19 protein-coding genes are annotated in these 24,325 nt (G+C 59.9%); 9 read left to right on the top strand and 10 right to left on the bottom strand.

All coding sequences use genetic code 11. The features are described from left to right. Positions 1-152 precede the first annotated feature (152 nt). Positions 153-1,490: a nucleotide sugar dehydrogenase gene (locus tag PZN02_RS25415; protein ID WP_280661741.1), complete on the top strand. Its 1,338-nt coding sequence runs from the start codon at positions 153-155 to the stop codon at positions 1,488-1,490. A gap of 19 nt (positions 1,491-1,509) precedes the next feature. Here PZN02_RS25415 and PZN02_RS25420 read toward each other — a convergent pair whose 3' ends face one another. Next, positions 1,510-2,673 (bottom strand): DUF3095 domain-containing protein, encoded by a 1,164-nt coding sequence (locus PZN02_RS25420; protein ID WP_280661742.1) that lies wholly within the window; start codon positions 2,671-2,673, stop codon positions 1,510-1,512. Positions 2,674-2,928: 255 nt separating this feature from the next. On the opposite strand from PZN02_RS25420, the gene PZN02_RS25425 reads away from it, so the two are divergent. Beyond that, positions 2,929-3,759, top strand: a complete 831-nt coding sequence (locus PZN02_RS25425) for an MBL fold metallo-hydrolase (RefSeq protein WP_280661743.1) — start codon at positions 2,929-2,931, stop codon at positions 3,757-3,759. Here the strand turns inward: PZN02_RS25425 and PZN02_RS25430 are convergent. From PZN02_RS25430 to PZN02_RS25440, 3 genes are all read right to left on the bottom strand, one after another. Further along, positions 3,746-4,549 carry a polysaccharide deacetylase family protein gene (locus tag PZN02_RS25430; RefSeq protein ID WP_280663274.1) on the bottom strand — a complete coding sequence of 268 codons (804 nt, stop codon included), beginning with the start codon at positions 4,547-4,549 and terminating at the stop codon, positions 3,746-3,748. The genes PZN02_RS25425 and PZN02_RS25430 overlap by 14 nt on opposite strands. Then, entirely contained in the window at positions 4,546-5,643 is a 1,098-nt protein-coding gene (locus tag PZN02_RS25435) for a glycosyltransferase family 4 protein (RefSeq protein ID WP_280661744.1), read from the bottom strand. The genes PZN02_RS25430 and PZN02_RS25435 overlap by 4 nt, the downstream gene beginning before the upstream one ends. Positions 5,644-5,770: 127 nt before the next feature. Continuing rightward, entirely contained in the window at positions 5,771-7,882 is a 2,112-nt protein-coding gene (locus tag PZN02_RS25440; RefSeq protein ID WP_280661745.1) for a mechanosensitive ion channel family protein, read from the bottom strand. Positions 7,883-8,269: 387 nt separating this feature from the next. Here PZN02_RS25440 and PZN02_RS25445 point away from each other — a divergent pair, with 387 nt between their 5' ends. Next, positions 8,270-8,962 carry a hypothetical protein gene (locus PZN02_RS25445; protein ID WP_280661746.1) on the top strand — a complete coding sequence of 231 codons (693 nt, stop codon included), beginning with the start codon at positions 8,270-8,272 and terminating at the stop codon, positions 8,960-8,962. 147 nt (positions 8,963-9,109) lie between these two features. Here PZN02_RS25445 and PZN02_RS25450 read toward each other — a convergent pair whose 3' ends face one another. Continuing rightward, entirely contained in the window at positions 9,110-11,419 is a 2,310-nt protein-coding gene (locus PZN02_RS25450; protein ID WP_280661747.1) for a GumC family protein, read from the bottom strand. A 324-nt stretch (positions 11,420-11,743) separates the two neighbouring features. Between PZN02_RS25450 and PZN02_RS25455 the strand changes: the two genes are divergently transcribed. Continuing rightward, on the top strand, positions 11,744-12,997 hold the full coding sequence (locus tag PZN02_RS25455) for an O-antigen ligase family protein (protein WP_280661748.1): 1,254 nt from the start codon (positions 11,744-11,746) through the stop codon (positions 12,995-12,997). A gap of 46 nt (positions 12,998-13,043) precedes the next feature. Here PZN02_RS25455 and PZN02_RS25460 read toward each other — a convergent pair whose 3' ends face one another. The 4 genes from PZN02_RS25460 to PZN02_RS25475 all read right to left on the bottom strand — a co-directional run bounded on the left by PZN02_RS25460 (position 13,044) and on the right by PZN02_RS25475 (position 17,021). Next, entirely contained in the window at positions 13,044-14,231 is a 1,188-nt protein-coding gene (locus tag PZN02_RS25460) for a DegT/DnrJ/EryC1/StrS aminotransferase family protein (protein WP_280661749.1), read from the bottom strand. Positions 14,232-14,326: 95 nt separating this feature from the next. Then, entirely contained in the window at positions 14,327-15,013 is a 687-nt protein-coding gene (locus PZN02_RS25465; protein WP_280661750.1) for a PIG-L deacetylase family protein, read from the bottom strand. 101 nt (positions 15,014-15,114) lie between these two features. Continuing rightward, positions 15,115-15,738 (bottom strand): sugar transferase, encoded by a 624-nt coding sequence (locus PZN02_RS25470; protein WP_280663275.1) that lies wholly within the window; start codon positions 15,736-15,738, stop codon positions 15,115-15,117. Between the two features lie 116 nt (positions 15,739-15,854). Next, the gene (locus PZN02_RS25475) at positions 15,855-17,021 is read right to left on the bottom strand and encodes a polysaccharide biosynthesis/export family protein (protein WP_425336364.1); all 1,167 of its coding nucleotides are present in this window, start codon (positions 17,019-17,021) and stop codon (positions 15,855-15,857) included. A 400-nt stretch (positions 17,022-17,421) separates the two neighbouring features. Between PZN02_RS25475 and PZN02_RS25480 the strand changes: the two genes are divergently transcribed. Beyond that, on the top strand, positions 17,422-18,768 hold the full coding sequence (locus tag PZN02_RS25480; protein WP_280661752.1) for a lipopolysaccharide biosynthesis protein: 1,347 nt from the start codon (positions 17,422-17,424) through the stop codon (positions 18,766-18,768). A gap of 49 nt (positions 18,769-18,817) precedes the next feature. On the opposite strand, the gene PZN02_RS25485 is transcribed toward PZN02_RS25480, so the two are convergent. Beyond that, positions 18,818-20,032: a hypothetical protein gene (locus PZN02_RS25485; RefSeq protein ID WP_280661753.1), complete on the bottom strand. Its 1,215-nt coding sequence runs from the start codon at positions 20,030-20,032 to the stop codon at positions 18,818-18,820. 369 nt (positions 20,033-20,401) lie between these two features. Between PZN02_RS25485 and PZN02_RS25490 the strand changes: the two genes are divergently transcribed. The 4 genes from PZN02_RS25490 (at position 20,402) to PZN02_RS25505 (ending at position 24,324) form a co-directional block, all read left to right on the top strand. Further along, positions 20,402-21,712, top strand: a complete 1,311-nt coding sequence (locus tag PZN02_RS25490; protein WP_280661754.1) for a glycosyltransferase — start codon at positions 20,402-20,404, stop codon at positions 21,710-21,712. Between the two features lie 70 nt (positions 21,713-21,782). Continuing rightward, entirely contained in the window at positions 21,783-22,658 is an 876-nt protein-coding gene (locus PZN02_RS25495) for a sulfotransferase family protein (RefSeq protein ID WP_280661755.1), read from the top strand. A gap of 284 nt (positions 22,659-22,942) precedes the next feature. After that, the gene (locus PZN02_RS25500) at positions 22,943-23,668 is read left to right on the top strand and encodes a sensor histidine kinase (RefSeq protein WP_280661756.1); all 726 of its coding nucleotides are present in this window, start codon (positions 22,943-22,945) and stop codon (positions 23,666-23,668) included. Further along, the gene (locus PZN02_RS25505; RefSeq protein WP_280661757.1) at positions 23,665-24,324 is read left to right on the top strand and encodes a response regulator; all 660 of its coding nucleotides are present in this window, start codon (positions 23,665-23,667) and stop codon (positions 24,322-24,324) included. The genes PZN02_RS25500 and PZN02_RS25505 overlap by 4 nt, the downstream gene beginning before the upstream one ends. The last annotated feature ends 1 nt before the right edge of the window (position 24,325 follow it).

The following is a 24,325-nucleotide window of genomic DNA, read 5'->3' on the forward strand; positions in this document are numbered from 1 at the left end:
TATAATTGCACCCTGTAATTGTTGGGGTGGTCGGCGACCTCCGCCCCCGCGCTTGACTTGCGACACCTTTCTCGCCAACAAAACGGCGACCTTTTCCGGCAGTCGGGATCGTCGCAATCGCCCGCCCTGCCCCTGACAGATGGAACCCTATCTTGACCTCCCTTCATCACGACAGGCTGCTTGAATCGATCTCAGCGCGCCAGGCCCGCGTCGGCGTCATCGGCCTCGGCTATGTCGGCCTGCCGCTCGCCGTCGCGGTGGCACGCTCCGGTTTTCCGGTAACCGGTTTCGACATCGATCCAGCGAAGATCGTCGCTCTGGACGATGGCCGATCCTATATCGAGGCCGTTACGGATGAGGCGCTTGGCCGTGAGATTGCCGCGGGCCGGTTCCGTTCGACGACCGATTTCTCTGATCTTGGCCAATGCGACGTGATCGTCATCTGCGTGCCAACGCCATTGACCAGGCACCGCGATCCGGACCTCTCCTTCGTCGAAGGAACGGCACGCTCGACCGCCGCCACGCTGCGGTCGGGCCAGCTCGTGGTTCTCGAGTCGACCACCTATCCCGGCACCACCGACGGCATCGTCCGCTCGATCCTCGAAGAAACGGGACTGAAGTCCGGCGAGGACTTCTTCATCGGCTTCTCGCCCGAGCGCGAAGACCCGGGCAACCGCGTCTTTGAAACTGCGAGCATCCCGAAGATCGTGGCCGGTGACGGGCCGCGCGCGGCGGCGCTGATGCAGCATTTCTACGGCGCCGTGGTCAAGACCGTCGTCCCGGTCTCCTCGAATGCCACGGCCGAAGCAGTGAAGCTTACCGAGAACATCTTCCGCGCTGTCAACATTGCCCTCGTCAACGAGCTCAAGGTCGTCTACGAGGCAATGGGGATCGACATCTGGGAAGTCATCGAAGCCGCCAAGACGAAGCCGTTCGGCTATATGCCCTTTTACCCGGGGCCGGGACTCGGCGGGCATTGCATCCCGATCGACCCTTTTTACCTGACCTGGAAATCCCGCGAATACGAACTGCCGACGCGTTTCATCGAACTCGCGGGGGAAATCAATTCGGCGATGCCGCGCCATGTCGTCAGCCGGCTCGCCGAGGCGCTCGACAGGCGGCAGGGCAAGGCGCTCAGCCGTTCAAACGTCCTCGTCATCGGTCTCGCCTATAAGAAGAACGTGCCGGACATTCGCGAAAGCCCCTCGCTCAGGCTGATCGAGCTCATCGAGGAGCGCGGCGGCAGCGCTGCCTTCTACGATCCGCATGTCGAAGAGATTCCCTCGACCCGCGAGCATCTCCCCTTGAAGGGCCGTCGATCGATCCCCTTTAACGAGGAAAGCGTGCGCCGGTTCGACGCCGTGCTTATCGCAACGGACCATGACGGCATCGACTATAAGGCGCTGGCGGATTGGGCGCCGCTGATCGTCGATACGCGCAACGTTTTTGCACGTCTCGGCATTGTAGCGGACCACGTGGTGAAGGCATGAAGTCGCTTGCGACCACCCTTCAGCTAGCTGGAGCGAGCGCTGCCTTGAGATTCTTTGCCGCCATGGCGTAGCCGCCGGCCGCGCCGTCGATGAAATGCACGTGATCGCGGCTCATGGCCGCCGGTACGATGCAGGTCATCAGCGCGGAATCCTGCTGATGCAGCCCGTAGCTGGAGACGCCGGACTCGGCCGCCCGCTTCAGCCTTTCTTCGATCTGGCTGAGCCGCTCGATGCCGATATCGATCGTCATCTTCAGCCCGTCGTCGAACTTGCGAAAGTCGGAGTTGCGGACCAGATCGCGCTTGTATTGCGTGGTATCGAACTTGCCGAGGTTCCAGCCGAGCTTGAAGCACAAGAACAGCACCAGGCTCTGCAGGGTTATCCACGACCAGGCGAGGAAACGTCGACCTCTGGGCGCCACGGCGCGCGATTCGACCGCGACCCCTTGCATGGAAAGCCGCGGCTCGGGACCGTTTTCCGGCACCGGATGCCCGCCGCGTTCCTCGCCTTCGGCCAATGCCACGATGTCGCCGACAAGTGCCTGGAACTCCGGACCATTGCCGCGCAGACCCGGAATGGCAATGATCGAGACGATTGCCCCATGGCGGGAGACAATCGGATTCCAGCGGCAGGATAGCCCGGTCAGATCTGGCCTGCTTCCGGCCGCCGCGGCCTCGATTTGGTAGCGCCCGGCCTTCATTTCCGCCTCTGCCCAACTGGCACCGCCACCGGAAAACATGGCGTAGGACACCTCCTCGCTAGCCTTGAAACGCGCGACGCGCATGTCGAGCCCGCTGGCACGGATGTCGGCGACCGGAACAAGTGCTGCCCGCAGTTCGAGGCCAAGCTCTTCCGCGACCCAGGTCTTCGCGGCCGCCAACGCAGCACGCGCCTTTGATGCCATTGCGGCCGGGATTGCGGCAAGCGCCCCGTCGCCTCCGAAGACGAAGGGCAGGTTTCTTTCGTCGAGTGCATTCATCAACGCCGATATGACGCTTGCGCCCGCCATGTTGACGGCCTTGTAACGACCCTCCGCAATGGCGCTGGTCGAGTCGACGATGTCGGCAACCGCGAGCACCCATCCATCCGGCAAGGGCCGGTAGTTGCCCTCGTCGGCAACCCCCTCGAATGCCTCGAAAAGGGGAAGGTCGTCGTAGAACTGCATATCAGCTGCCTGCGTCATGACTGCGTCCAACCTCTTCGACTTTAGCCCAATGCGCTCGAGAATCGCTTTATTCTTCTTCGCTTCGTTCTAAATTACGTTAGATCCGAAGATAAAGTTTCAAAACAGGCTTTGGAGAGCAGGACTTAGAAATAAAGCAACCCGTACAATCTAATTGGAACTTATGCCGTTGCAGGACCCTTATGATCTGTGCTTGTCTAAGGAAATGCACGCAGGCAAAGGCGCCGAGGCGGGCAAGACGAAGCCAAAACGGGAATGCAGGAAAACACCTTTCGAGTGCGGTTCTGGGGAGTGCGAGGCAGTTTGCCGGTATCCGGCGAACAATTTCTACGCTATGGGGGAAATACACCCTGCATCGAAGTCCGTTGCGGCAGCGAAGTCCTGATCTTCGACGCCGGCTCGGGGCTGCGCGAAGCTGGGGTGGCGCTCACGTCGGAGGGCATCTCGGCGTTCGACCTGTTCTTCACGCACAGCCACTATGATCACATCATCGGCCTCCCCTATTTCAAGCCGATCTACAATTGCAGCACCGCTGTGCGTTTCTGGTCCGGCCATCTTTACGGCAGGATGAGCACCAAGAGAATGGTCGGCGAGTTCATGCGGCCGCCATGGTTCCCCGTCGATACCGACATTTGTCAGTCGAGCATGGACTGTGTCGACTTCCGCCCGGGAGACGTGCTCGCGCCCCGCAAAGGGGTTACCATCCGCACGACGAGTCTCAATCATCCCGGCGGGTGCGTAGGCTACCGGATCGATTGGGGCGACCGTGCCGTCGCCTTGATCTATGACACCGAACACGAGGCCGGTATTCTCGATCCAGCAATCCTTGAGTTCATCGCCGGCGCCGACCTTATGGTCTACGACTGCACCTATCTCGAGTCGGAGATGGCGACCTATCGAGGCTATGGGCACTCGACCGGCATGCACGGCGCCAAGCTGGCGCAGGCGGCCGGCGTGCGGCGCCTAGCAATGTTCCACCACGATCCGTCGCGGACGGATGTTGAGCTCGCGGCGATGGAACAGGAAGTACAGGCCTTTTTCGAAGGGGCCTTCGCGGCCCGCGACCGCCAGATCATCGAGCTATGAGGTCGCTTACCCTGCGCCAGCGGCAGGCGGGGTGCACGGAGGTAAGCTCGAACAATCGCGACAGAAATTCCCATACGCTTTCGTCATGGACCAAATGGTGCGTGAGGATGCCGACCGCCTCCTCATCGACGTCCAACTCGTCCATCCGCCGTACGATGTCTTGAATGATTTCCCGGTGATTTCGACAGCCGCGCGTTCCATGCCAATCCATCACGTCCACATGCGTGTTGATGAGGCTCAGGCCAGGCCGGGGAAAAGCGGAGGCGATCGACCCGTTCTTCATCTTTGCCGGCTTGCTCGGGCTCTTTCTTTCGGGACCGAAAACCGAAAGGGCTGTGAAGCCGATGTCTGGCAGCCCATCAAGGAACCCCGGATCGATCCGGTTCCATGGCGGAACGAGCAGCGGGACGTAAGAGGACGAATGGAGCGCCTTGAGATGGGAGTGTCCCCTCTTCAGCTCATCGAGAACAACCTCGCGCGGCCGATGACCACCAAGCTCCTGCCGCTTTTCCGCCGGCGGTGCATGGTTTCGATGCGTCCAGCCATGAACGGCAACGCTGATATCGTCACGGTGGGCAAGGTAACGCGAGAGCTCGCCGCTCGTGTGCGCCGGGATAACGGCCAAGGTAATCGGCACGGAAAACCGGCCCGCCAGATCCACCAGCCGGTCGAGCGCCGCCGTCGGCTCGACCGCATCGTCGTCGCGCAACCAGAAATCGACGCGCCGCCCGGCCGCCCGCAAACGATCCAGTCTGTCGACCATTGGCTGCCAGATCGACGTCTCCATTATGCCGCCTTCTCCACAAAGTCCTTGAAAATCTCGCCGAGCCGCGTTGCTGCCGCCTGCAACGACCGTTGCTCGACAACGAACCGGCGCGCGTTTGCCCCGAACTCGGCGCGAAGGAGCCTGTCGCTGATCAGCCGCCGGATCGCGGCGGCGAACAGGTCGATATCGCCCGCCTTCGTCAGCAAGCCCGTTTGCTCATCCCTGACCACTTCCGGAACGCCGGCCGTTCGTTGCGCGACGACCGGCAGGCCGGCCGCCTGCGCCTCCAGATAGGAGAGGCCATAGGCCTCGCCGCAGCCCGGCCAGACATAGACGTCGCCCCGCGCGAGAATCCCGGCAATCGCCTCGGGCTCTCTCTCGCCGAGCCAATCCAGCCTCTCGGGTGGAAGCGCGGAGAAAACTTCCTGCACTTCCGCCCGGGCGGGGCCGTCGCCGACGATGGACATTATCCAGGGCAGGTCGACCACGAGCACCAGAGCCCTGGCGAGCATCCGATAGCTATCCATCTTGTCACCCGGCCGCATCATCGCCACTGCCAGCAGCCGGCACACGTCGACCTCGGCTTGTCGCGGCTCGTGGAACGGCGCCACGTCTATAAACGGTGCAAGCATGGCATAGCGGACGCCCGGTATGGCCTCTTCCAAGCCTTCGCGGTCGCGTTGCGTAAAGCAGATGTTGACGGCAGCATGCCTGGCGCCAGCCGCAACTTCATCCTGGGCTGGCTTCCTGGCGCCAACGTTGCGGCGGTACGAGTAGGAACTTTCGGCGGTAATGTAGGGAATGGAAAATTCAGCCGAAATGCGGGGGCCGATGAGGTCCGGCGCCTTGTAGTAAGGATGGTAGCAGAACCATGCGTCGGGCGATCCCTCGGCGCGCCAGAGGCGCCGAAGACGGCGAACCTCCAGATCGGCTTCGGTTCTAAGCGACGAAAGTTGTTCGTCGGACGCCTCGCGTGAAAAGCTGCGCAGTTGCGACGCGATGCCGATGTCATGGCCGCCCAGCCGAAGCGCATCGATCAGCAGGCGCGCCATCTGCCTGTCGCCGGAGGGGACGGGATGATCGGGCGATTTCAAAGGCGCGTAAAAGGCGATCTTCATTCGACGCGAGCTATCCCGCCTTACCAATCGGATGTCAACATAGGCCGAACGAAGGCAGCGCGGCGGCTGGCACCATCTACGCGCAGGCAGGCCTATGCACGTATAGTGGCTCCCGGGTTGTGGCGGTTTATTCGGTCGGCGCTCCTTCCGCTTGCGCCAAGGCAGCCTTCTTCTTTGCGATTGCGTCGTGGGTCGCGGCGGCCGCGGCCGTCGTGGACTGCGCTTCATCGCCCGCGACCTGCACCGTCGGCGAAGCAAACGAGATGCCGTTTGCCTTGAAGGCGTCCTTGATCAAGGCCTGCGCCCGCCGCCGCACCTGGGTCTGGTGTCCGGGCTTCGTCTTCATCGCGAAGCTGAGCGTGACGCCGTAATCGCCGAATTGCTCGACGCCCTTCATCTTCACCGTCTCGATGATCATAGGCTGCAGCTCTGGATCCTCGAGCAGCGCCGCCCCGACGCCCTTCACCACCTTCTTCACCTTGGCGACATCGGTGTCGTAGGAAACGTTGATCTTGAACTTGTCGATCACCCAATCGCGGCTCATGTTCTGAACGGCGCCGAGTGAGCCGAACGGTACGGTGAACACCGGTCCGCGGTGATGGCGCAGCTTGACGGAACGGATGCTGAAGGATTCGACGGTCCCCATATAGCTGCCGCTCTGGATATATTCGCCGACGCGGAAGGCATCGTCCATCATATAGAAGATGCCGCTGATGATATCCTTGACCAGCGTCTGCGAGCCGAAGCCGATTGCGACGCCGAAGACCCCCGCACCGGCGATCAGCGGACCGATCGCGATACCAAGGCCGGAAAGAACCATCAGCACCGCGACTATGGCAATGAAGGCGGCCAGGAAGTTGCGCAGGATCGGCAGCAGCGTACGCAGGCGCATATCACGCGCGAGCTGCGCCGGGTCCGCGACGTCAACGCTCGCCTGCTTCAGACGCTGATTGATGAGCTCCTTTGCCAGTTGCCAGATGAGATCTGCCGCGAGCAGTATGACGATGCCCGCAAGCACGCCGCGGAAGATGCGGTTGAAGGCATCGTCCTGCATCATCGAACTGCCGTTGAAGCGGAAGACAACAGCGAGCCAGGCAGCCGCGAGCCCAATGATCACCAGCCGGGCACCCCGTTCGATCACCACATGGCGCAGCACGCGTATGCCGTCGGTCGCCGAGGTGTCGAGCATCGTCCTCGTCGTCGCGCTGGTAAAGCGCAAGAGCGGCGGCAAGCCGAGAACATAGATACCGATCCAGAACAGCACCTTCATGCCCGCAACCCAAAGGAGCCACAGCAGGACCAGGAAGGCGATAATCATCGCATTGCGGAGCATCCGGCGCGCGGCCGTCACCGACTGGTCAGGCCGGCGAAGCACCGTGTCGATCGCCAGACCGAGAATGACAAGCCCGAGAACGGCCGTGACGAGGTCATGAACGTCGACCGGAAACGAAAGTGCCTGCATCAGATCGCCAACGGCCCACACAACGGCGAATGCACAGATGAACAACACGGATCGATTGAACCAGAACTTGGCGTCGTCCGGGGCAAGCGTGGCATGCTCCCCCGCCTGCGGCGTCACGGCCAACTCGGCTGTCGGCTTGAACACAGCGGACACGACAGCAATCAGCAGGCGGGCGACGATCCAGGCAATGAGCAGCGGCGCGATCGCGGCCTCCAGTCGGTATGGCCAGCCGGATAGCACGAAGACCGCAATGCCACCGATTGCGAAAGCCACGAGAGGCGCGATGTTCATGAAGGCGCTGAGGCCCCATCCGTAATCCGCGGCACTCCGGTCCGCGCTGCGCCGCAGGAAATAGCGCAGCAACAATTCGGCCCCGTAGCCACCGAGCAATATAAAGGCGAACCCCCGCAGAATGGGCATCGTTCCCTGGCTCTGCATGTCGCTGGCGATGCGGTCCTTCGCGGCCCGCCATTCGGGAGCCATCCGTGGAACCGCGTCCCGCATGCCACCAAGGTGCTGCTTTATTTTCGCAACCAATTGCGACGCTAGGCCGGTCGGCGGCGCTGGTGCCGCCGGCGCAGCCGTCTGCTTGGACGCCAGCCATTGGCGAACCTCTGGATCGTCGAGCAACTCGATCAGTTGCTGCACCTTGGCCGGCGGCGCGGCCATCGGTTCCTGTGCGGCCAGCGGGCCGATGACCGCAAAAATCAGCTGGAGAAACAGGACAACGAAGGCGAGAACCACGCCTTTCCTGCAATGACTTGAAGCTGCAAGCATGAAGACCCGGCCTTTCCCATGCGACGATGACCCGCTCCAGCGCCGCGCGTCTTGTCAGACGCGCGAAGGACGCTGTAGCACTTTGAAACGCTGCATGTTTTTATCCTTAAATCGACTGCGATTTAAGGAAACATGCAGCAGGCGCTTGGCCTGCATCTTATCCTAAATAGCAGATGCCTAATAAAAGTGTCACGGCGCAACCCCATCCTGCTTGATCTGGTTTATCATTGATCAATGCTGAGACATGCCGTCGGTTCTGCCTTTCGTCCGCCTTCCCTGCGATATCGGCCTTCCCCGCAAGCGATGTGGGCGTTGGGGACTTGAAACCGACCGTTGCACGCATAGTTTTCCGGAAGAGAATTTGGCGATCAAAGAGGGTAAGCCGCGATGCCGAAGAAGATTGCGAAGATAGCCGCCATCCATGGGGGCCACGTCGCCTCGACGTGGTTGCTGACGGGCGCCCTGGCAATGACCCTCCTCCTTTTCTCTGCCGGCACTATGTCGGCCAAGGAGGGCAGGCTTTCAGGCCTGCCTTCCCTGATCCTCGGCGGCCAGACCGCCGAGGCGCCGACGTATAATTTCCAGCAACCAGTCGTCGAGGAGGTCAAGACGCCGACCATCAATATCGTCCTCGACAAGACGACGCTCGACGACATCAAAGCTGCATTCGGCGGTGAAATCCGGATACGCTCGGCCGGGGATATTGCTGTCGGCTGGCTGTGCTACACCTTTGTCTCGCAATCTGTTCAGCGCGATGTCTGGTTCATTGCCAACGACATGCAGGCAGCATCCGGGGCGGGAGAAGCCGTCAATATGATTGCGGTCGAGGAGACGTCCGAGGATCAACCCGATTGCGACAAAGGGCAGTTCGATCTTGCGAAATGGACGATTCCGGTACCGACGCTCGGCGACGACAAGGCATCCCTACAACAACGCTTCGGCAACGCTCCGGAGAGCGGCCTGGTCCGCTACGCCCATCAAGGAGCCGGAGCAGACGCGCAAATATCGCAGTCGCTGGTCTATCGCTTGAAGGACGGAAAGATCGATGCTGTCGCCTTCACGCAGATCAAATCGAAATAGTTGCGATCAGCCGCGGTGCGATCTGACGACCGCATGTGTCCTTAGATCGTAGCCGACATAAGGATGAAAAAGTGCAGCAACTCAAAGTGCTGCAGCGTCCTTGGCGCGTCTGATAGGCTGCCCGGCGCGGTAGGCGCAGGGGGGCTCTCACACCCTTGCGCGATCTCGCCTCTTGAGGGCCGGCAGGCCACCCGCAGGCAGATGCCGGAACTTGCCGCGAATTTGTGGCCACAGGGACTTCAAGGATTGGGGCCGCCAGGTTTTCAGGCCTGCACGGCGGCGTCCGGCGAAGTTCAAGATGCTGCCTACGACGGGCGCGCGACCAATGTTCAGACGCTCGACCGATTCAAGCAGTTCGGTCTCCTGCGTCCTTCCGGCAGCGACCATCACCAGAACCGCGTCCACCTGGGATGACAGCCACACGGAATCGTCGTCGTGTGCGATCGCCGGCGGATCGATTATGACAAGGTCGAAGCGGCGGCGCAGTTCCTGGAAAAGCCGTTCATGGTCATGCAGGCCGAGGCGTGAGTTGATGACACGCAAGAACGGATATTCAGGCGCGACGCTTATGATGGACTCGAGGTCGGTCGTACCGTCCAGATACATGCCGAGCGTTGGACTTCTGTTGGTGATGCCGAGCATGCCAGCCGCGCCGTTCGGCTTGGGATCGATATCGAGAATGACGGCCCTCAGACCGCTGAGAGTGGCCGTTGCCGCCATTCCAAGGGCGCAGGTCGTCTTGCCCTCGGCCGCGCCGGCGGAAAAGAACATGACGACCTTCACGTCAGCGCCAAACTCCAGCGCGCGCCAGGCCAAGCACAGGGAACGCATGGAGCGCGCGAAAGGCGAATGGGGACTGGCGAGCATATGCTGATACGGGGTCTGTCCCGGCTCCAGAATCCCTTCCACATCCGGGATCGAGATGATGTTCGGGCGTTTGATGATGCTCTCCACCTTTCGCGTCGTGCGAATGCGCGTGTCCAGCCCATCCATGATGAACATCGCGACGACGGCCAACAGGAGAGAAGCCACCGCGGCGATCGGAATCATGAGTGCGGGCCGCGGAAAGGACGGCGCGCGCGGAATTTCTGCAAAAGAGGCGATCCGCGCCGTGGCCTTGACCTCCTCCTGCTCTGGATCGAAGGAGCCCAGCCGCAGCACCACCTCGTCATAGCGCTTTTGTTCCGAGAGCAAGTCTCGCTCCAACTCACGACGGCGAATTTCATCAAGATTGCGGACCTGCATCTCCTTTTGCAGTTCGCTGACCTCCTCCCGGAACTTCTTCACCCTTATGGTCGCAACCTTGGCGTCATTCTCCAGCTCCCGCAGAATTCGCCCCGCCTCATCATTGATCAGACGACGGTTGGAGACGATCTGCGCGTCCGATTCCACGACGAGGGGGTGGTTTCGCCCGAACTTCGCGGTGAGCTGCGCCCTTTCGCGCAGAAGGCGGCCCTCTTCGTTTCTCAGGGTAGTGAGCAATTCCGAGGCCAGGACCTTTCCGGCAGAATCGATACCCATCGAAGCGAGCAGCTGCTTGGCTTCGTTAAATTTTGCCCATGCGCCCGCCTCATCGACGCGCGCGACGGTAAACTGGGTATTCAGCTGCTCGGTACGGGCACGCAGCACATCGTCCCGTGGATCGAATGCCAGATCGCTCCTGGCGGCAAATTCCGCCATCTCGCGCTCTTTTTTCGCGATCGATGTCGCCAGGCCGCTGGCTTGCAGGCGCAGGTAACTCACGGTGTTTTGTGCTGCGGCCTCCTTCAGACGCGATGTCCAGGCCACGTAATTTGACGCTACGCCGTTGGCGACCTCGGCCGCCCGGGCCGGGAACTCGTGATGGACGGAGATGGTCATCGCCAGGCTGTCGCCCCTGCGGTCAGCGGCGACGGAAGCCTGCAGCCTCGTAATCGCACGGTCTCTCGACCGTCCTCCAGCAACGACATTTGACCGCCGGTCCTCTCGACCACGCGAACCGATGGTATCGGGAGTGGCTCCGAAGAGTGCCTTCAGAGAGGTCCAGGTCGATTCGGAGGCAGCCTGTTTTTCAGCGAGACGCGGGTTGAAATAAGGGTCTTCTTGAAGGTTCAGATCGTCGACGACAAATCCTAGAAATTCGCGCGATCTGACCAGATCCATCTCCGTATCCATCGCGGATTTGTCACGCTCGAGTTTCTGCAACTCGAGCACCGACTCGTAAGGACGCGTGTCGTTGCGGTCGAACACCAGCGTCGACGACGCCGTATAAACCTTGTCGAGCGAATAGGTAACTATAGTAGCAAGCAGCGTGCCGAAGACGACCACACAAGCGATCAGCCTGGCGTAGCGCCGCAAGAGATCCAAAACGTCATGGAGGCTCTGAATAGATGCCTCTCGTTGGCCCGCGCCGCCCAGGTTTGCAAGCCTCCTGGCTTCTTCGCGAACTTCGAAATCCCGATCAAAAGTAAGCATCATGCCCCTCTTCCAACCCCATCGGACATCGAAGCCCAGACTGAAAATTGGGGTTAAATTTCTAATGTGAAAAGGTTGCTGCTATGCAATATTTACTCAACGGCCAAATGCGTGCAAAGTTAGAAAACTTGAAGTACTTAACACACATCTCATCCGCTGGGTGAGCAAGTAAATTTTTATATCTCGTAAAATCGCGGCTCGCGCGATTTTGCCATATTGGCTTTCTTCGCGCGATTATTTTTTGGCGGATGTTAGCGGACGTCCAGGGGCAAAAGCAAGAGTTTACGCGGGCCGACAATGATGAGCGCGGTTGAATCCAGATTCGCAGTGCCGGCCAAATCCAAGAGAGACGTCTGGCAGCACATCGAACTCCTGACTGTGGGTGCCGCGATCTTCTTCTCGCCCGTCAATGTCTTGCGCCTCAATCAGTTCTACTTCACGCTTAGCGATGCATTGTTCAGCCTGGCGTTGATCCTCGGCCTGATCAACGGACGCATCCCATTGCGACCGCTCGGGCGCGTCAGTACCGTCGTCTGGTTGTCGGGGCTTTGCTGTATCGCGTTCGGTCTCATTGTCAGCAGCCTCGTCAGCCCAGATCCGATAAGAGGCCTGGTCGTTCCGGGTCAGTACATATTTGCGTATTTCATCGTCCTCCTTATCGTTGCCGGGCGCCCCTTGGATGAAACGATCAAGCTGGCGAAATTTTATATTCTCTCCGTGTTTCTGATGTGCGTCCATGCGATCTATCTCATCCACTGGGATGGGCAGAAGAACACGACCTTCGTCAGCGGCAGCGGCCGATTTACGGGTTTTGTCGAACGAGAAAACGAATGCGCGGCACTGATTGCTTTGGCTGTGCCGATATTGCTGCTCGTCGCCTCGACGGGAAAACTGAGGAAGATCTACGTCGTCATCGCGGTCCCGGTCATGGGCTACGGCATCATGTTGACCGGGTCCAACAGCGGCCTTGCCTGCCTCGCCTATGGACTGATTATCTTTCTGTTGGTTACGGCCAGTTGGAAGCGCCTGTTGGCCGGCGCCGGCGTCGCCCTTGCGGCAGCGGCGGTCATGGCAGACGCGGGTCGCGCATATCTGCCTGCAATCTTTCAGAAACGGGTGCTCGGCGCGCTGGAATCGGGCGACTTGAGCCAGGCAGGGACCTTCGACCACCGTCTTGAGCTTATTCACGAAGCCATGGGTCTGGTCGAGTCCAATTTCTGGGTCGGACTCGGCGCCGATCAATACATGGTCGTCAGCTACATCGGACGGCCGGTGCACAACGTGTATCTGCTCATGTGGAACGAAGGGGGGATCGTGGCCGTGAGCGGCTTTCTGATCATGCTCCTTGCGGGGCTCGGACCGGTTGCTCGAGCGTTCAAATTGCCGGGAGGGCTTCCCTTCGCAGCCTGCGGCTTCGTCTGCGTGAGCATGTTCCTGTTGGCGGTCAATGCGTTCACACACGTCTATGGCAGGTTCTGGTCCGTACCGATCATCCTCTCGGTCGCATTGGCGCAGGCCTTCTGCCATAACTGGCATCGCCAGTTCTCACAGCCACGCGTTTTCGGGCCGGAGCGTAGATAACGATTAAGAGGCCTTTTTCAGGCACGGCCCCGTTTGTGTTGCGCAGCTATCGCTGCGCCACCTGCCTCGTCTTCTCCGCGCTGGCGCTTGCAAGCGCGCTACGTATCGCATGCGCGCTTCTCTCCATGGCGACGGTATCGAGGGCAGGGTCGACGAGAAAAGCGAGGCTTGTCTCACCGAGTTCCCGTGCATTGGGCAGCCTCTCGGTCGGGCCCATGCCGATATCGGTGAACGCCTTCTCCAAATAGATTTCAGAACAACTTCCGCTGAAACAGGCGACGCCGGCGGCGTTGATCTCACTGATAATCCTATCCCGGCTCCACCCGGACTTGAGATATTCGGGCCGTACGAAGGTGTAGAAGCGGTACCAGGCATGCTGGAGGTGGCTCGGCGGCGATGGCGTCCGCAACGCCTCGATGCCCTCGGTCGCCCTTGCAAGAATTGCCGCGTTATGGGCGCGTATGTCGCGCCACTTTAAAAGGCGCTGCAGTTGGCGCAGGCCCAGAACTGCCTGGATGGACGTCATTCGCCAGTTCGTTCCTATGGATTCGTGCAGCCAGCGAAAACCGGGAGGATGCTCTTTGTTGAAGACCGCGTCGTAGGACTTCCCATGGTCCTTGCGGCTCCACGCACGCTTCCAGAGGCCTTCGTCGTTCATGGCTACAAGGCCGCCCTCCCCGCCGGTGGTGATGATCTTATCCTGGCAGAAGGAGAATGCCGCGATATCGGCAAAACTGCCGACGGGCCGGCCATCGATCTCGGCGCCATGCGCTTGCGCACAATCCTCGATGACCCATAGGCCCTTTTTCCGCGCCAGCGCCATGATTGCCGGCATGTCGCATGGCCAACCGGCAAGATGGACGACGATGACGCCCTTGGTCCGCGGCGTCAGTTTCGCCCTTATGGTTTCGGCGGTGATGTTCTGGCTGTCGCGATCCACGTCGGCGAACACGGCGACGCCACCTGCCATCGGCACGGTGGAGGCCGATGCTATGAAGCTGCGTGGCGTCACGACGACCTCGTCGCCCGGCTGAAGATCCAGCGCGTAGAGCGCAAGATCCAGCGCGACCGTTCCATTCGCCAGCGCAATGGCGTGTTTCACCCCCAGGAATCGCTCATAGGCGGCCTCAAAGTTGCGCACATGTGGCCCCGTCCAGGCGTTCACCTCGCCCGACCTCAAGACCGACACGACATCTTCGATCTGTTCTTCGTCGTAAACTGGCCAGCGTCCCATTCTGTCTCTCCAAACCGCTTTCGGGTCCATTACATCGCGTGCCGCCAATGCCGACACATCCTACCGCCCGTTTTCAAGGTCGCGTCGCGGGAACCTCAAGCGACGTGGCGGACCAAAACGAATGCCTCCGCCGCCTGCCGCAGGATCGTCGCGCCGCGCAGGGTGGCGAGCGCCCGCAATGCGGTCAGCGATCGCTCATGCGGCGGTTGACGCAACTGAGAAGCAAAGGCCTGCATCGCCTCCAGTTTCGTTTCGATATGCGCGGCGATATCGATGAAGACATTCGGTACGAAGGTCGGCGACAGGTAGGGGGCGTTCCAATTCGTCTCGGACAGGGTCTCATAGGCGAGAATGCGCGTGGGAAACTCGGCCTGATGCGGCCTGCAGGCCACCAGCGAAGAGGCGAAGGTGAGCTGGTGGTCGATATGCATGTCGCCCACGAACGGCACGAGAACCGTCTGGGGCGCGAGGCGGCGCACGAGTTCGGAAAGCGTGCCGTTCAAGCTGGTATGCGGCGTTTCCGACAGCCCGGCCGCCGGAAGTCCAAGCCAGAACGTATCCTTGACGCCGAGAACAGCGTGAGCCGTCCTTGCCTCTGCCTGGACCCTGGCCACCGCATCGGCCGCAAATGCCGGCGGCTTGCCCTCGGTGACAATCGCAACAAACACATCCTCGCCTTCCGCGGCAAGCCTTGCGATCGTCCCGCCGGCACCGAGCACCTCATCGTCCGGATGTGGCGCGATCACGAGCGTCCTCCCAAACGCCAATCTTAGCCCCTGCATCGCGCCTCCTTGGCAAAGCCGGTGATCTTCATCAGAAATATTCCGCTGCATTCAATAATTTCACTCGAACTGCCCTATCGGGCCGCGGCTGCCATCTCCGGTCAGCCCGGCAAATTGGCGCGCCTTGCCAAATACTCCTCCGCCATTTTCAGATGCTCGCGGTGCACTTTTTCGCCAAGGACGATCGTTTTCAATGTCATGAGGAGAATAAGTCCATCGAGACGCAAGCTGGCATGTCCGACGTACCAGAGATCGAGAGCGATCTTCTGGTCTGCCGACAGACGCGTGTTGCCATTGACCTGCGCCCAGCCTGTCAGCCCCGGCGGGACGAGGCAACGAAGACGGCCAAGCTCGCCGAAGGCGGCAACGGTTCCCAACGGCAGCGGCCGCGGCCCTACCAACGACATGTCGCCGCGCAGAATCGAGAGCAGTTGCGGCAGTTCATCGAAGCGCAACCGTCGCAAAAGGGCTGTCAGCTTCGTTTGCCGCAATTCGTCGGCCAACAGTTCGCCGTCCGGTCCTCGCGCCTGCGTCATGGTGCGGAACTTCAATATCGTGAAGGCCCGCATCCCGACGCCGGCACGCACCTGCGTGAAAAACAGTGGCCGGCCAAGGTTGATCCAGACGACGATCGCTGTCAGACCCATCAAGGGCAGGCACAGGACGAGAGCGACAGCCGCAAACAGAGACTCGATGGCGCGCCTGAAAGCTGCCGACCGTCGCAACAGCGGCCAGGCAGGAACAGAAACCACGCGATCAAGGTTCGCCTTCAACGCAAAATTCCCTTGGAAGGATGAGAGTCCAACTGAAAAGTGATGTGGCGACGCCAAATGCGGCGTCGCTAAATTCCGGCAATGGCGACGACGAGGACGTCGCCAGGCAGCATTTCGGTCAAAGTCGACGCCTTTATGCTGGTCGGCGTTCCTGCCACCGGAATGCGTCGTATCTCATATGCATATGAAATCTTTTTTTGTTTCGACGCATCGGCCTCCACGGCAGCCATGAGCAGCATTTGCTCTTCTGCCGACTGCCGTTCTGCAATGAGTTTCTTGATGGCAATTTCGCGCTCTTGCAGCAGGGTCAGGACTTCCTTCTCCCTGTCGGCGCTGAGTTTCGACAGTTGCAGCTTCATCTCGCTCAACTCCTGGCGCGACCGCGCAAGCGTTGCAAACGTCTGAAGAAGCTGCGCCTTCTCCGCGAGGGCATTGTTCTTTGCGCGAGAAAGATCGCTTTCCGTGTTCAGTTCTCGCTTGCGCAGGGAGCTGATGCGTTCCAGATCCTTCTCGTTGTTCGAGACAACCTCCTTCTGCTGCACCACGAGTTCGTTCAGAATCTCGACACCGCCTTCGGCCTGCACGATTCCATCCGACAGGATCTGAAGTTGAGACTTTCTGGCGGCCAGGTCCGCCGTCAGAATTTTCTCCTGAAGCTCGATAACGCCTGCCACCGAAGCGTCCTTGATATAATCTCGAGCGACTTCGGGCACATCGTTCAGGTCGACCTTGGGCTTGGATTTCAGTTGAGCCACGAGCCGGGCCGCATAGATGCCCTCATGGATGATCTCTGCGTCGGCACCCTCGATCTCTGCGCGAAGGCGCGCGCGCGCTATGATCCGATCCGACGGGTTCGAAGTGATGACCTGCATGCCGCCCGCCAAACCGATGGCTTGCTCGACGGTCAAGCCGCTGTAGTAGGGAAATGAACCAGGCGTTTTCACCTCCCCGAGCACAAAGATCGGCCTGAAACTCGCGATGTTCAACGACAGCTTCGGGTCGACCAGTATCTCGCGTTGACGGTATTCGTCTTTCAGCTTTTGCATGGCCTCCGTCACCGTGAGGCCGACCACGTCGACGGCGCCGATCAGCGGGAACGGTGCCTCGCCATCGTTGGAAATCGTGGCGGTGACCGGCAGTTCGGCGTCATCGAGAAAGTCGAAAGTCAGCACATCGCCGATGGCAAGCCGGTACTCTGCCGCCTCCAGGCGCGGCTGGACGATTACCGCGAACATGATCGCCAAAAGTGCGACCGCCAAGCGCGCTCCCCACTCGGGCAGCGACGAACTCATGATTTTTGATGCACGGAGGGTACCCATCTCAAACAGTCCCCCAAAAAACAAATTAAGAAAACGCTACCAAAAAATATTGGCCAACTATATTCTTCCTGCCACTGCCGCGTCAAAGGAAATTGGCAGTACTCTTCAACGCTGGGGGCAATCGGCGATTGATACTGTCTGGCGCCAGTCTCGTTCGGGCTCGCCACCGAAGGTGCGTGGCATTCAAAGTTTTTCAGGGCGGCGCCCAAATGAATTTTATTTGTTATCGATAAGAAATCGCCGGTAACCCGGCAACAGCTTTTTCTCAAACGAATTCATAGTCCTGCTCCCACCATTGAGATGTAGGAAGGTTCCTTTGACGATTAGAAAAAGACTTGGCAAAAAACTCGGTATCCTGCACCAACTCCTCGACCGCGAAAAGAATCTCAAGACGCGTCTCGAGAATGTCGCGCATCTGCTGACCGGGAATGTTCTGACCTCCGTGCTTGGGCTCGTCGGCTTCGCGCTGACGGCAAGGGCACTTGGCGCATCGGACTACGGGGCCCTCGCCCTTTGCTTCACCTATGTCGGTGTCATCGAAAGGCTCGTCAGTTTCCAGTCGTGGCTCCCGCTGATCAAGTATGGGGCGGAAGCGCAAAACGCGGGCGATACCGAGCAATTCCAGTCCTTGCTCAAATTCGGCCTTCTGCTCGATATTTGCGCGGCCACGGCCGGCTGGCCGATCGCGGTCGCTCTCCTATGGATCGGCGCCCCTTGGTTCGGGGTATCGCCCGAGATGTCCGGCCTCGTCATGCTCTATTGCGCCGTCCTGCCGTTCCAGATCTCGGGAATGCCAACGGCGGTGCTGCGCTTGTTCGGCCGGTTCAGGACAATTGCTTACGGTCATGTTGCGACGAGCATCTTGCGCGTCATCCTTTGTGCGATCGGGATCATGGCCGGTGGTGGCTTTCTTGAGTTCATGCTGATCTGGATGACATCGCAAATCATCGGCCCCCTGACCGTGCTCGGGCTCGCCTGCGTGGAGCTACACAGACAGGGACTTCTCGCCGGACTGCTTTCCGCTCCGCTCAAGGGCGTAACATCGAAATTTCCAGGCATCTGGAGATTCGCGATCTCGACGAACATCTCGCTCACCATCCGCTCGAGCGCCAACCAGGTCGATACCCTTCTGGTCGGTTATCTCGCCGATCCCGCTGCAGCGGGCCTTTACCACATCGCCAAACGCATCGGGCGAATAGCGCAGCAGGCTGGAGACCAACTCCAGACCGTCGTTTATCCGGAGCTCGCCAGAGCCTGGGCGTCCAAGGCGATGGACGAATTCCGCCACGCGATCGTGCAGACGCAAACCCTTCTCCTGGGCTTCGGACTGCTCCTCACCGGTGGACTTTACATTGCGATCGAGCCGCTCCTGAGATTGGCGGCAGGTCCGGAGTTTGTCGCCGCCGCCCCCCTGGTCATCGTCCAGTCCATTGCGGTGACGATGGCGCTTTGCGGAACGGTCATCCGATCGGCGCTTCTTGCCATGGGGCGCGAGGATCAAGTTCTTCGCAGCGTGCTGATCGCCACCGCGGCATTCCATGCAACCGCTCTGCTGCTCGTCCCCGTCATGGGCGCCATGGGCGCGAACGTGGCTCATATCGTCATGTCGACGATTTGGCTTTCGGCTATGATGGTCGTCTATCGTCGCCAGCCGAAACAATAGCGCCTACAGCACGGTCTCATCAGCAGCGCCCACGGCGCGGATCAGCGGCTTACTGCGGATAGCGCCCGGCGATGCGTTCCTCCGACAGCCATTGCATGAAATCGTCGAAATTGGACCAGCCGTTCTCGTCCGAATCTTCCCACGCGTCGCTCTTTGCGGGATTTGCTCCGAAGCGGGGCTCGACGCTGTCGGCCAGCCCGTCGCCATCGGCGTCGATATAGGGCTCCGCGGAAGCGATGTCGGGCAAGGGGCCGGGCTCCTTCACCATTTCGCCGCCACCTTCGACGCCCATTTGTCCCACTTCACTGATGAGCCTTTGATCGACGGCATCACGCGGAAAGGCGCCGGCGCTCCGGGTTATCTCTTCGTAAGCCTGCTCGGCCGTCAGGATCTCCGAAACGGCCAGGGCACAGGGCGGCTTGTCGACGAGAACCTTTTCCGTCTCGGGGGAGAGGAGAACGATAGACTTGTTGCTCGGGCTCCACGTCACATTGCCCGTCTGATAGATGTGCGGCTTGTCGACACTGGCAGCCTGGTCCCAGGCCATCGCATAGGTGAGGTCGGTGGTGCTTGCTCCCGCCTTGAAATAGTTGCCGACAAACGCGATCGGCGTGCCGCCGGGATACTGCGAGAAGATTTCGCCCCACTCGGACAAGGCGTTAAAAAACAGGTTATTGACGATCTCGACGCACGATTTGGCGTAGTGGTTGTTGTCGGGATTGCGGTCCCGGTTGGAAATGCAGGCATTCCGCATGAAGGTGATGTTCTGAGGCACCCGCGGGTCGGAGCCGATGAGCGCGCATTTGCTGTGCTTGTTGAGCCCCTCGCCAAAGATCGAGTTCGCCACGGTCAGGTCACTGGTATTGGAATGCGAATTGAAGTTTTCGTCTGTCGACCACGACGTGGACACCTGGTCGATGTAGACCTTCTTGCTATCCTCGACCGTCACGCCATCGATGTTGGAGATCGTGTTGGGCAGGCGGGGACGGACGCGCAGGTGGCGAATGATGACGTCGCCGGCTCTCTTCACGACGAGCGGCGTGTGCTTTTTTTCCTCGTTGCGCTCATCGATCGTCAGAAGAACTCCCCCACCCGGCGCGGTCTGGCCGAGAATCGAGACTTGTCCGCTTCCCTTGCCGATGACCAGTGACTTCTTCAGCCGGATGACGCCGGAAACGCGAAAGATGCATGTGCGCGGCCCCCGCATTTCCGCGCAGGCCCGCAGACTGCCGGGCCCGGAGTCATCAAGATTTGTAACCGGCACGACCGCGCCGTTCCGGCCGCCGGCCGCGTATCTGCCGTAGCCCTGCGCGCCCGGGAACGCCGTCTGAGCAGACTCGTCGGCGTGAACCCGGCCCCCGTCAACAGCAATCGGAGAAAAAGCAAGTAAAAGCAAGGCGGGGAAGGTTTTTGCAAGGCAGTCTCGCCCCGTCGATGCGCCTCTCCATTTCAAGAAGCCGTGTTGAGAAACAGAACATCTTGCCTCCGACCACTTTTTCATGTGAAATCTCCTAGAAAGCTCGGCATCCGATTTTTGCTTGGCCAGACATTTGGAGAGCGGTTCCGCGCGGGGATTTTTAGCGCTAATACCGCAATTCCGCTACCAGGGACTGTCCTGTAGCAATCACAGCAATTGAGCAAACGGAACGTCCGCGTTTTTAAATTCAATATATTTTATATTTTCGACACTGAAAGACAAATTAAATTTATAACAAAGGCAGGGAATAATGCAATGGATTCCCAAAAGATTGTTATCGCTTTTCCATTCACCGGTGGAGAACTGGGCGGCAGCCACATTTCTGCAACAGGACTAATCTGCGGGCTCGACCGTGATAAATTCAAACCGATAATTATTCTTCATAAGAAGGGCCTAATACTAGAGGAATACCTGAGGAAAGTCGGGTTGCCCTTTATGCTTGCTCCCGACGTCAGTATTCTTTCGGCGGATTCCGACCTCGGGTTCGCGGCCAGTGTAGCGAACGGGTTGAGCCTGGTACGGACGACAGCAACACTCGCCCCTTTCTTGAGGCGCCATCGGGTGGACATCGTTCATACCAATGACGGCCGCATGCATGCGACCTGGGCGTTGGCCGCCAGGCTATCGGGCGCAAAGCTTCTCTGGCATCACCGGGGCGACCCGATGGCAAGGGGCGTGAACATCGTGGCGCCATTACTGGCCAATCACATCGTTACGGTGTCGCACTTCGTGCGACCGGCGAAGCCGATCGTGCCGGTGACCCACAAGATCACCGTGTTGCACAGCCCGTTCGATCATCCGAGCGGCCTCCCGGACCGCGACGCATGCCGACGAAAGTTCGTCGAGGAGTTGGGCCTTCGGCCGGACACGCGGTTTGTCGGCTATGTCGGCGGATTGATAGAGCGAAAGCGCCCGGTGAAATTTGTCGAAGCGGTGCACGCCTTTCTGCAACATCATCCGGAGTTTCCCTTGGCGGGTCTGCTGTTCGGTTCGAATGCCGCCAACGGGCCGGACCTCGACGGCGCGGTGAAGTGCCGAGCCAAGGAGCTCGGTATTTCCGACCGGATTCACCTGATGGGCTTTCGCACGCCCATTGCCCCTTGCATGGGTGCGCTCGATGCCTTGCTTGTTACCGCTGTCAATGAGCCGTTCGGGCGTACGCTCATCGAAGCCATGCTCCTGCAAACGCCGGTCGTCGCGACAAATCACGGAGGAAATCCGGAGGCAATCGACGATGGACTGACAGGCTATCTCGTGAAGGCCGAATGTCCGGAAGCCTTCGTGGGACCGCTGGAACGACTACTGTTCGATCGCCATCAGTGGGAGACGATAAGCTCGACCGCCTTGGAGAATGCGCGCGCCAGATACGGCAACAAGGCGCATATAGAGGGGATCAGCCGGCTATACGAGACGCTCGTACCCCGGCAATCACCGGCCATGCACGGGCAATTGGTTTCTCGACACTAGTGCATTCCGCTTTCCGGAGCGGCGCTCTGGATATTCGTTTCGCTACGAGCTTGAAGCAAAGAGGTCGACAATGGAAATGCATGAGATTGACTTCCTGATCATCGGCGCGGCCAAGAGCGCAACAACCTGGCTCCAGAAGTCTCTGGTGCAGGATCCGAAGATATACATGCCCAGTCCTGAGCTCCACTATTTCAGCCGTTACTACGATCGCGGCGACCCCTGGTATCTGTCGAATTTCCAGGGCGAAAAGAACGGCGGGCTCGTGGGCGAAAAATCGAACTCCTACATGGACACGCCGGAAGCCTGCAGCCGTATAGGCGGAAAGCTACCCAAGGCACGGCTGATCGCGCAGTTGCGCAATCCCGTCGACCGCGCCTATTCGGACTACTGCATGCTCTATCGCCGGGGCGAGGCCGGTCGCGACATCGCGCGCTACCTCGACCCCCGGCAGGGAGCGGGCGGGCGCTTCCTGAATGGCGGCCTGTATTTCCAACAACTGCAGCGATACCTGGACCGCTTTCCGAGCGACCAGCTTCTCGTGCTGCTCTATGAGGACCTGAAGGTCGATGCTCACATGCAGCTTTCCCGTGTGCGCGACTTCCTGAAGCTCGACGGCGATGTGGCGCCGGCCCCCTTGTCCACGAAGGTCAAGGACAAGGCCGAGCCGGTGGTCAATCCGACCCTGCGTCGCCTCCTGCGTCCGTTGAAGCCGGTCGTTGCCCGGTTCAGAGACAATACCGGATTTAAAAACGCCAGATCTCTGTTTGTCAGTGAGGTCCGTTACGCACCTTTGAGTACAGAGCTTCGGGACAGAATGGCCGACTACTATGCCGCCGAAACGGAAAAGCTCGGTGCCTTGGTCGGCAGAGATCTCACAGGCTGGTTGAGGGGCCATCCCCAAGAAGGCGCGCGCCACGGCAATACGGGAGCGCTGCATCCTTCATGATGATGATGGCAAGATAAGCGCGCGGAACGGCCAAGTTGACGCCTAGGCGCTATCTGTTATTTTAGGCTTCTGAAAAGAACTGGCATTACTTTGATTTTTTAATGATCCTGATTATCAGGACCTGAATATTTTAGCCGACCCGCTCCTGCCGGGCGATTTCCACTTGTTTATATCCTGGCGAGGTCTCTTGCATGACTAAGTCACGAAAAGATTTTTCAAGCCGTGTTGCTGTTCGCCTTCCGGTTGTTGCGTTGGAAAATAACGTCCGCCCGAGGCAAGCTCATATGGAAATCTCCGGTAGACGCGACGTTTCCACGGTACCCGAGCTCGATGACTACCGTCCGACGCTAAGCGCCGCGGAACGGGAGCGACGGCGGTTGGCACGCGACATCCATGATCTTTCCGGCCAGTACATCGTTGCAGCCCTGTTTCGCCTGGACGCGTTGGAACGGACGAGCGCGGACGGAGGCCTTTCGCGCCATTGCAACGATGTTCGGGAGATGCTGGTGCAACTCAGCCGGGAACTGGAGAAGGTGACGTCCGGTTCAGACAGCACGACGCCGGACGGATCCGATCTGATCACGGCGCTTTCAGACCTAATCGGGCGATGGGAAAATCACATAGGGATAGCCACGCGCTTCCTGCACGAGGCGGCCAAAGATTTCCGGATCGACGACGCGACTGCGGAGACGCTCTTCCGGATCACCCAGGAGGGGCTGACCAATGTTGCAAAGCACGCTGCAACTGCCTCACTCGTGACAATTCGTCTGCGGCAGATAGCGGCCTGCCTGGTTCTGACAATCGAGGATGATGGGACGGGCAAGGGACGACCGCCAATGCCGCAGGATCGGGGCTTCCACCGGCCCTCCGGGATCGCGGGCATGCGGGAGCGTGTTGCGGAGCTCGGCGGCACGCTGACGCTCGAGCGGACCGCAAAAGGCACGCGTCTCACAGTCGCAGTTCCGACGGAGCGTTCGAACGTTCAGCAGTGCGAGAGGGGGCTGGCATGACCTCGCCAATTCGAACAGTCATCGTTGATGACCATCCAATTATCGTAGCAGGCGTGCGCGCCTTGATCGACACGTGCGATGACATCGTTTGCGTCGGCGAAGCGAATACCGGCGCCGACGCGCTGACGGTAATCAGTGAGCAAGCTCCGGACGTCTCCGTCCTGGACGTCTCGCTGCCGGACATGAATGGCCTTGCGCTTGCCGAGAAGATCATAGCGAGCGGATATTCGGGTCGCATCGTAATCATGACCCAGTACCACGATCGCTCCTATGTGCAGCAAGCACTGCAGGCCGGAGCAAAGGGCTTCGTTCAGAAATGCTCGGCCGGACAGAACCTGCTTCTGGCCATTCGCTCGGTCATGCTGGGCGGTCTGTTTTTCGATCCGCCGACGGCGCGGGAGATGACCGCGCCGCCAACCGAACCACATGCCACCCGTTCGACTTCCGCGGACGCTTCGGGGCTGACCGCACGGGAGCGGGATGTGCTGCGGCTGGTCGCCCTCGGCTACTCCAACAAGGAAATAGGCGCCCGCGCCAATATCAGCGTCAAGTCGATCGAAACATACAAGGCACGGGCCACCGAAAAACTGAATCTGCACTCGCGTGCGCAGATCGTTCACTTTGCTCTGACTCATGGCTGGATGAGCGTCAACTGAG

The organism is Sinorhizobium garamanticum (assembly GCF_029892065.1).
GTDB classification, from domain to species: Bacteria; Pseudomonadota; Alphaproteobacteria; order Rhizobiales; family Rhizobiaceae; genus Sinorhizobium; species Sinorhizobium garamanticum.

What these genes read in the sequence shown, in the direction of transcription:
- PZN02_RS25420 (WP_280661742.1), bottom strand. Translation starts at nt 2,673, where the DNA reads ATGACGCAGGCAGCTGATATGCAGTTCTACGACGACCTTCCCCTTTTC.
- PZN02_RS25425 (WP_280661743.1), top strand. Translation starts at nt 2,929, where the DNA reads ATGCAGGAAAACACCTTTCGAGTGCGGTTCTGGGGAGTGCGAGGCAGT.
- PZN02_RS25435 (WP_280661744.1), bottom strand. Translation starts at nt 5,643, where the DNA reads ATGAAGATCGCCTTTTACGCGCCTTTGAAATCGCCCGATCATCCCGTC.
- PZN02_RS25440 (WP_280661745.1), bottom strand. Translation starts at nt 7,882, where the DNA reads ATGCTTGCAGCTTCAAGTCATTGCAGGAAAGGCGTGGTTCTCGCCTTC.
- PZN02_RS25445 (WP_280661746.1), top strand. Translation starts at nt 8,270, where the DNA reads ATGCCGAAGAAGATTGCGAAGATAGCCGCCATCCATGGGGGCCACGTC.
- PZN02_RS25450 (WP_280661747.1), bottom strand. Translation starts at nt 11,419, where the DNA reads ATGATGCTTACTTTTGATCGGGATTTCGAAGTTCGCGAAGAAGCCAGG.
- PZN02_RS25460 (WP_280661749.1), bottom strand. Translation starts at nt 14,231, where the DNA reads ATGGGACGCTGGCCAGTTTACGACGAAGAACAGATCGAAGATGTCGTG.
- PZN02_RS25465 (WP_280661750.1), bottom strand. Translation starts at nt 15,013, where the DNA reads ATGCAGGGGCTAAGATTGGCGTTTGGGAGGACGCTCGTGATCGCGCCA.
- PZN02_RS25475 (WP_425336364.1), bottom strand. Translation starts at nt 17,021, where the DNA reads ATGTTCGCGGTAATCGTCCAGCCGCGCCTGGAGGCGGCAGAGTACCGG.
- PZN02_RS25495 (WP_280661755.1), top strand. Translation starts at nt 21,783, where the DNA reads ATGGAAATGCATGAGATTGACTTCCTGATCATCGGCGCGGCCAAGAGC.
- PZN02_RS25500 (WP_280661756.1), top strand. Translation starts at nt 22,943, where the DNA reads ATGGAAATCTCCGGTAGACGCGACGTTTCCACGGTACCCGAGCTCGAT.
- PZN02_RS25505 (WP_280661757.1), top strand. Translation starts at nt 23,665, where the DNA reads ATGACCTCGCCAATTCGAACAGTCATCGTTGATGACCATCCAATTATC.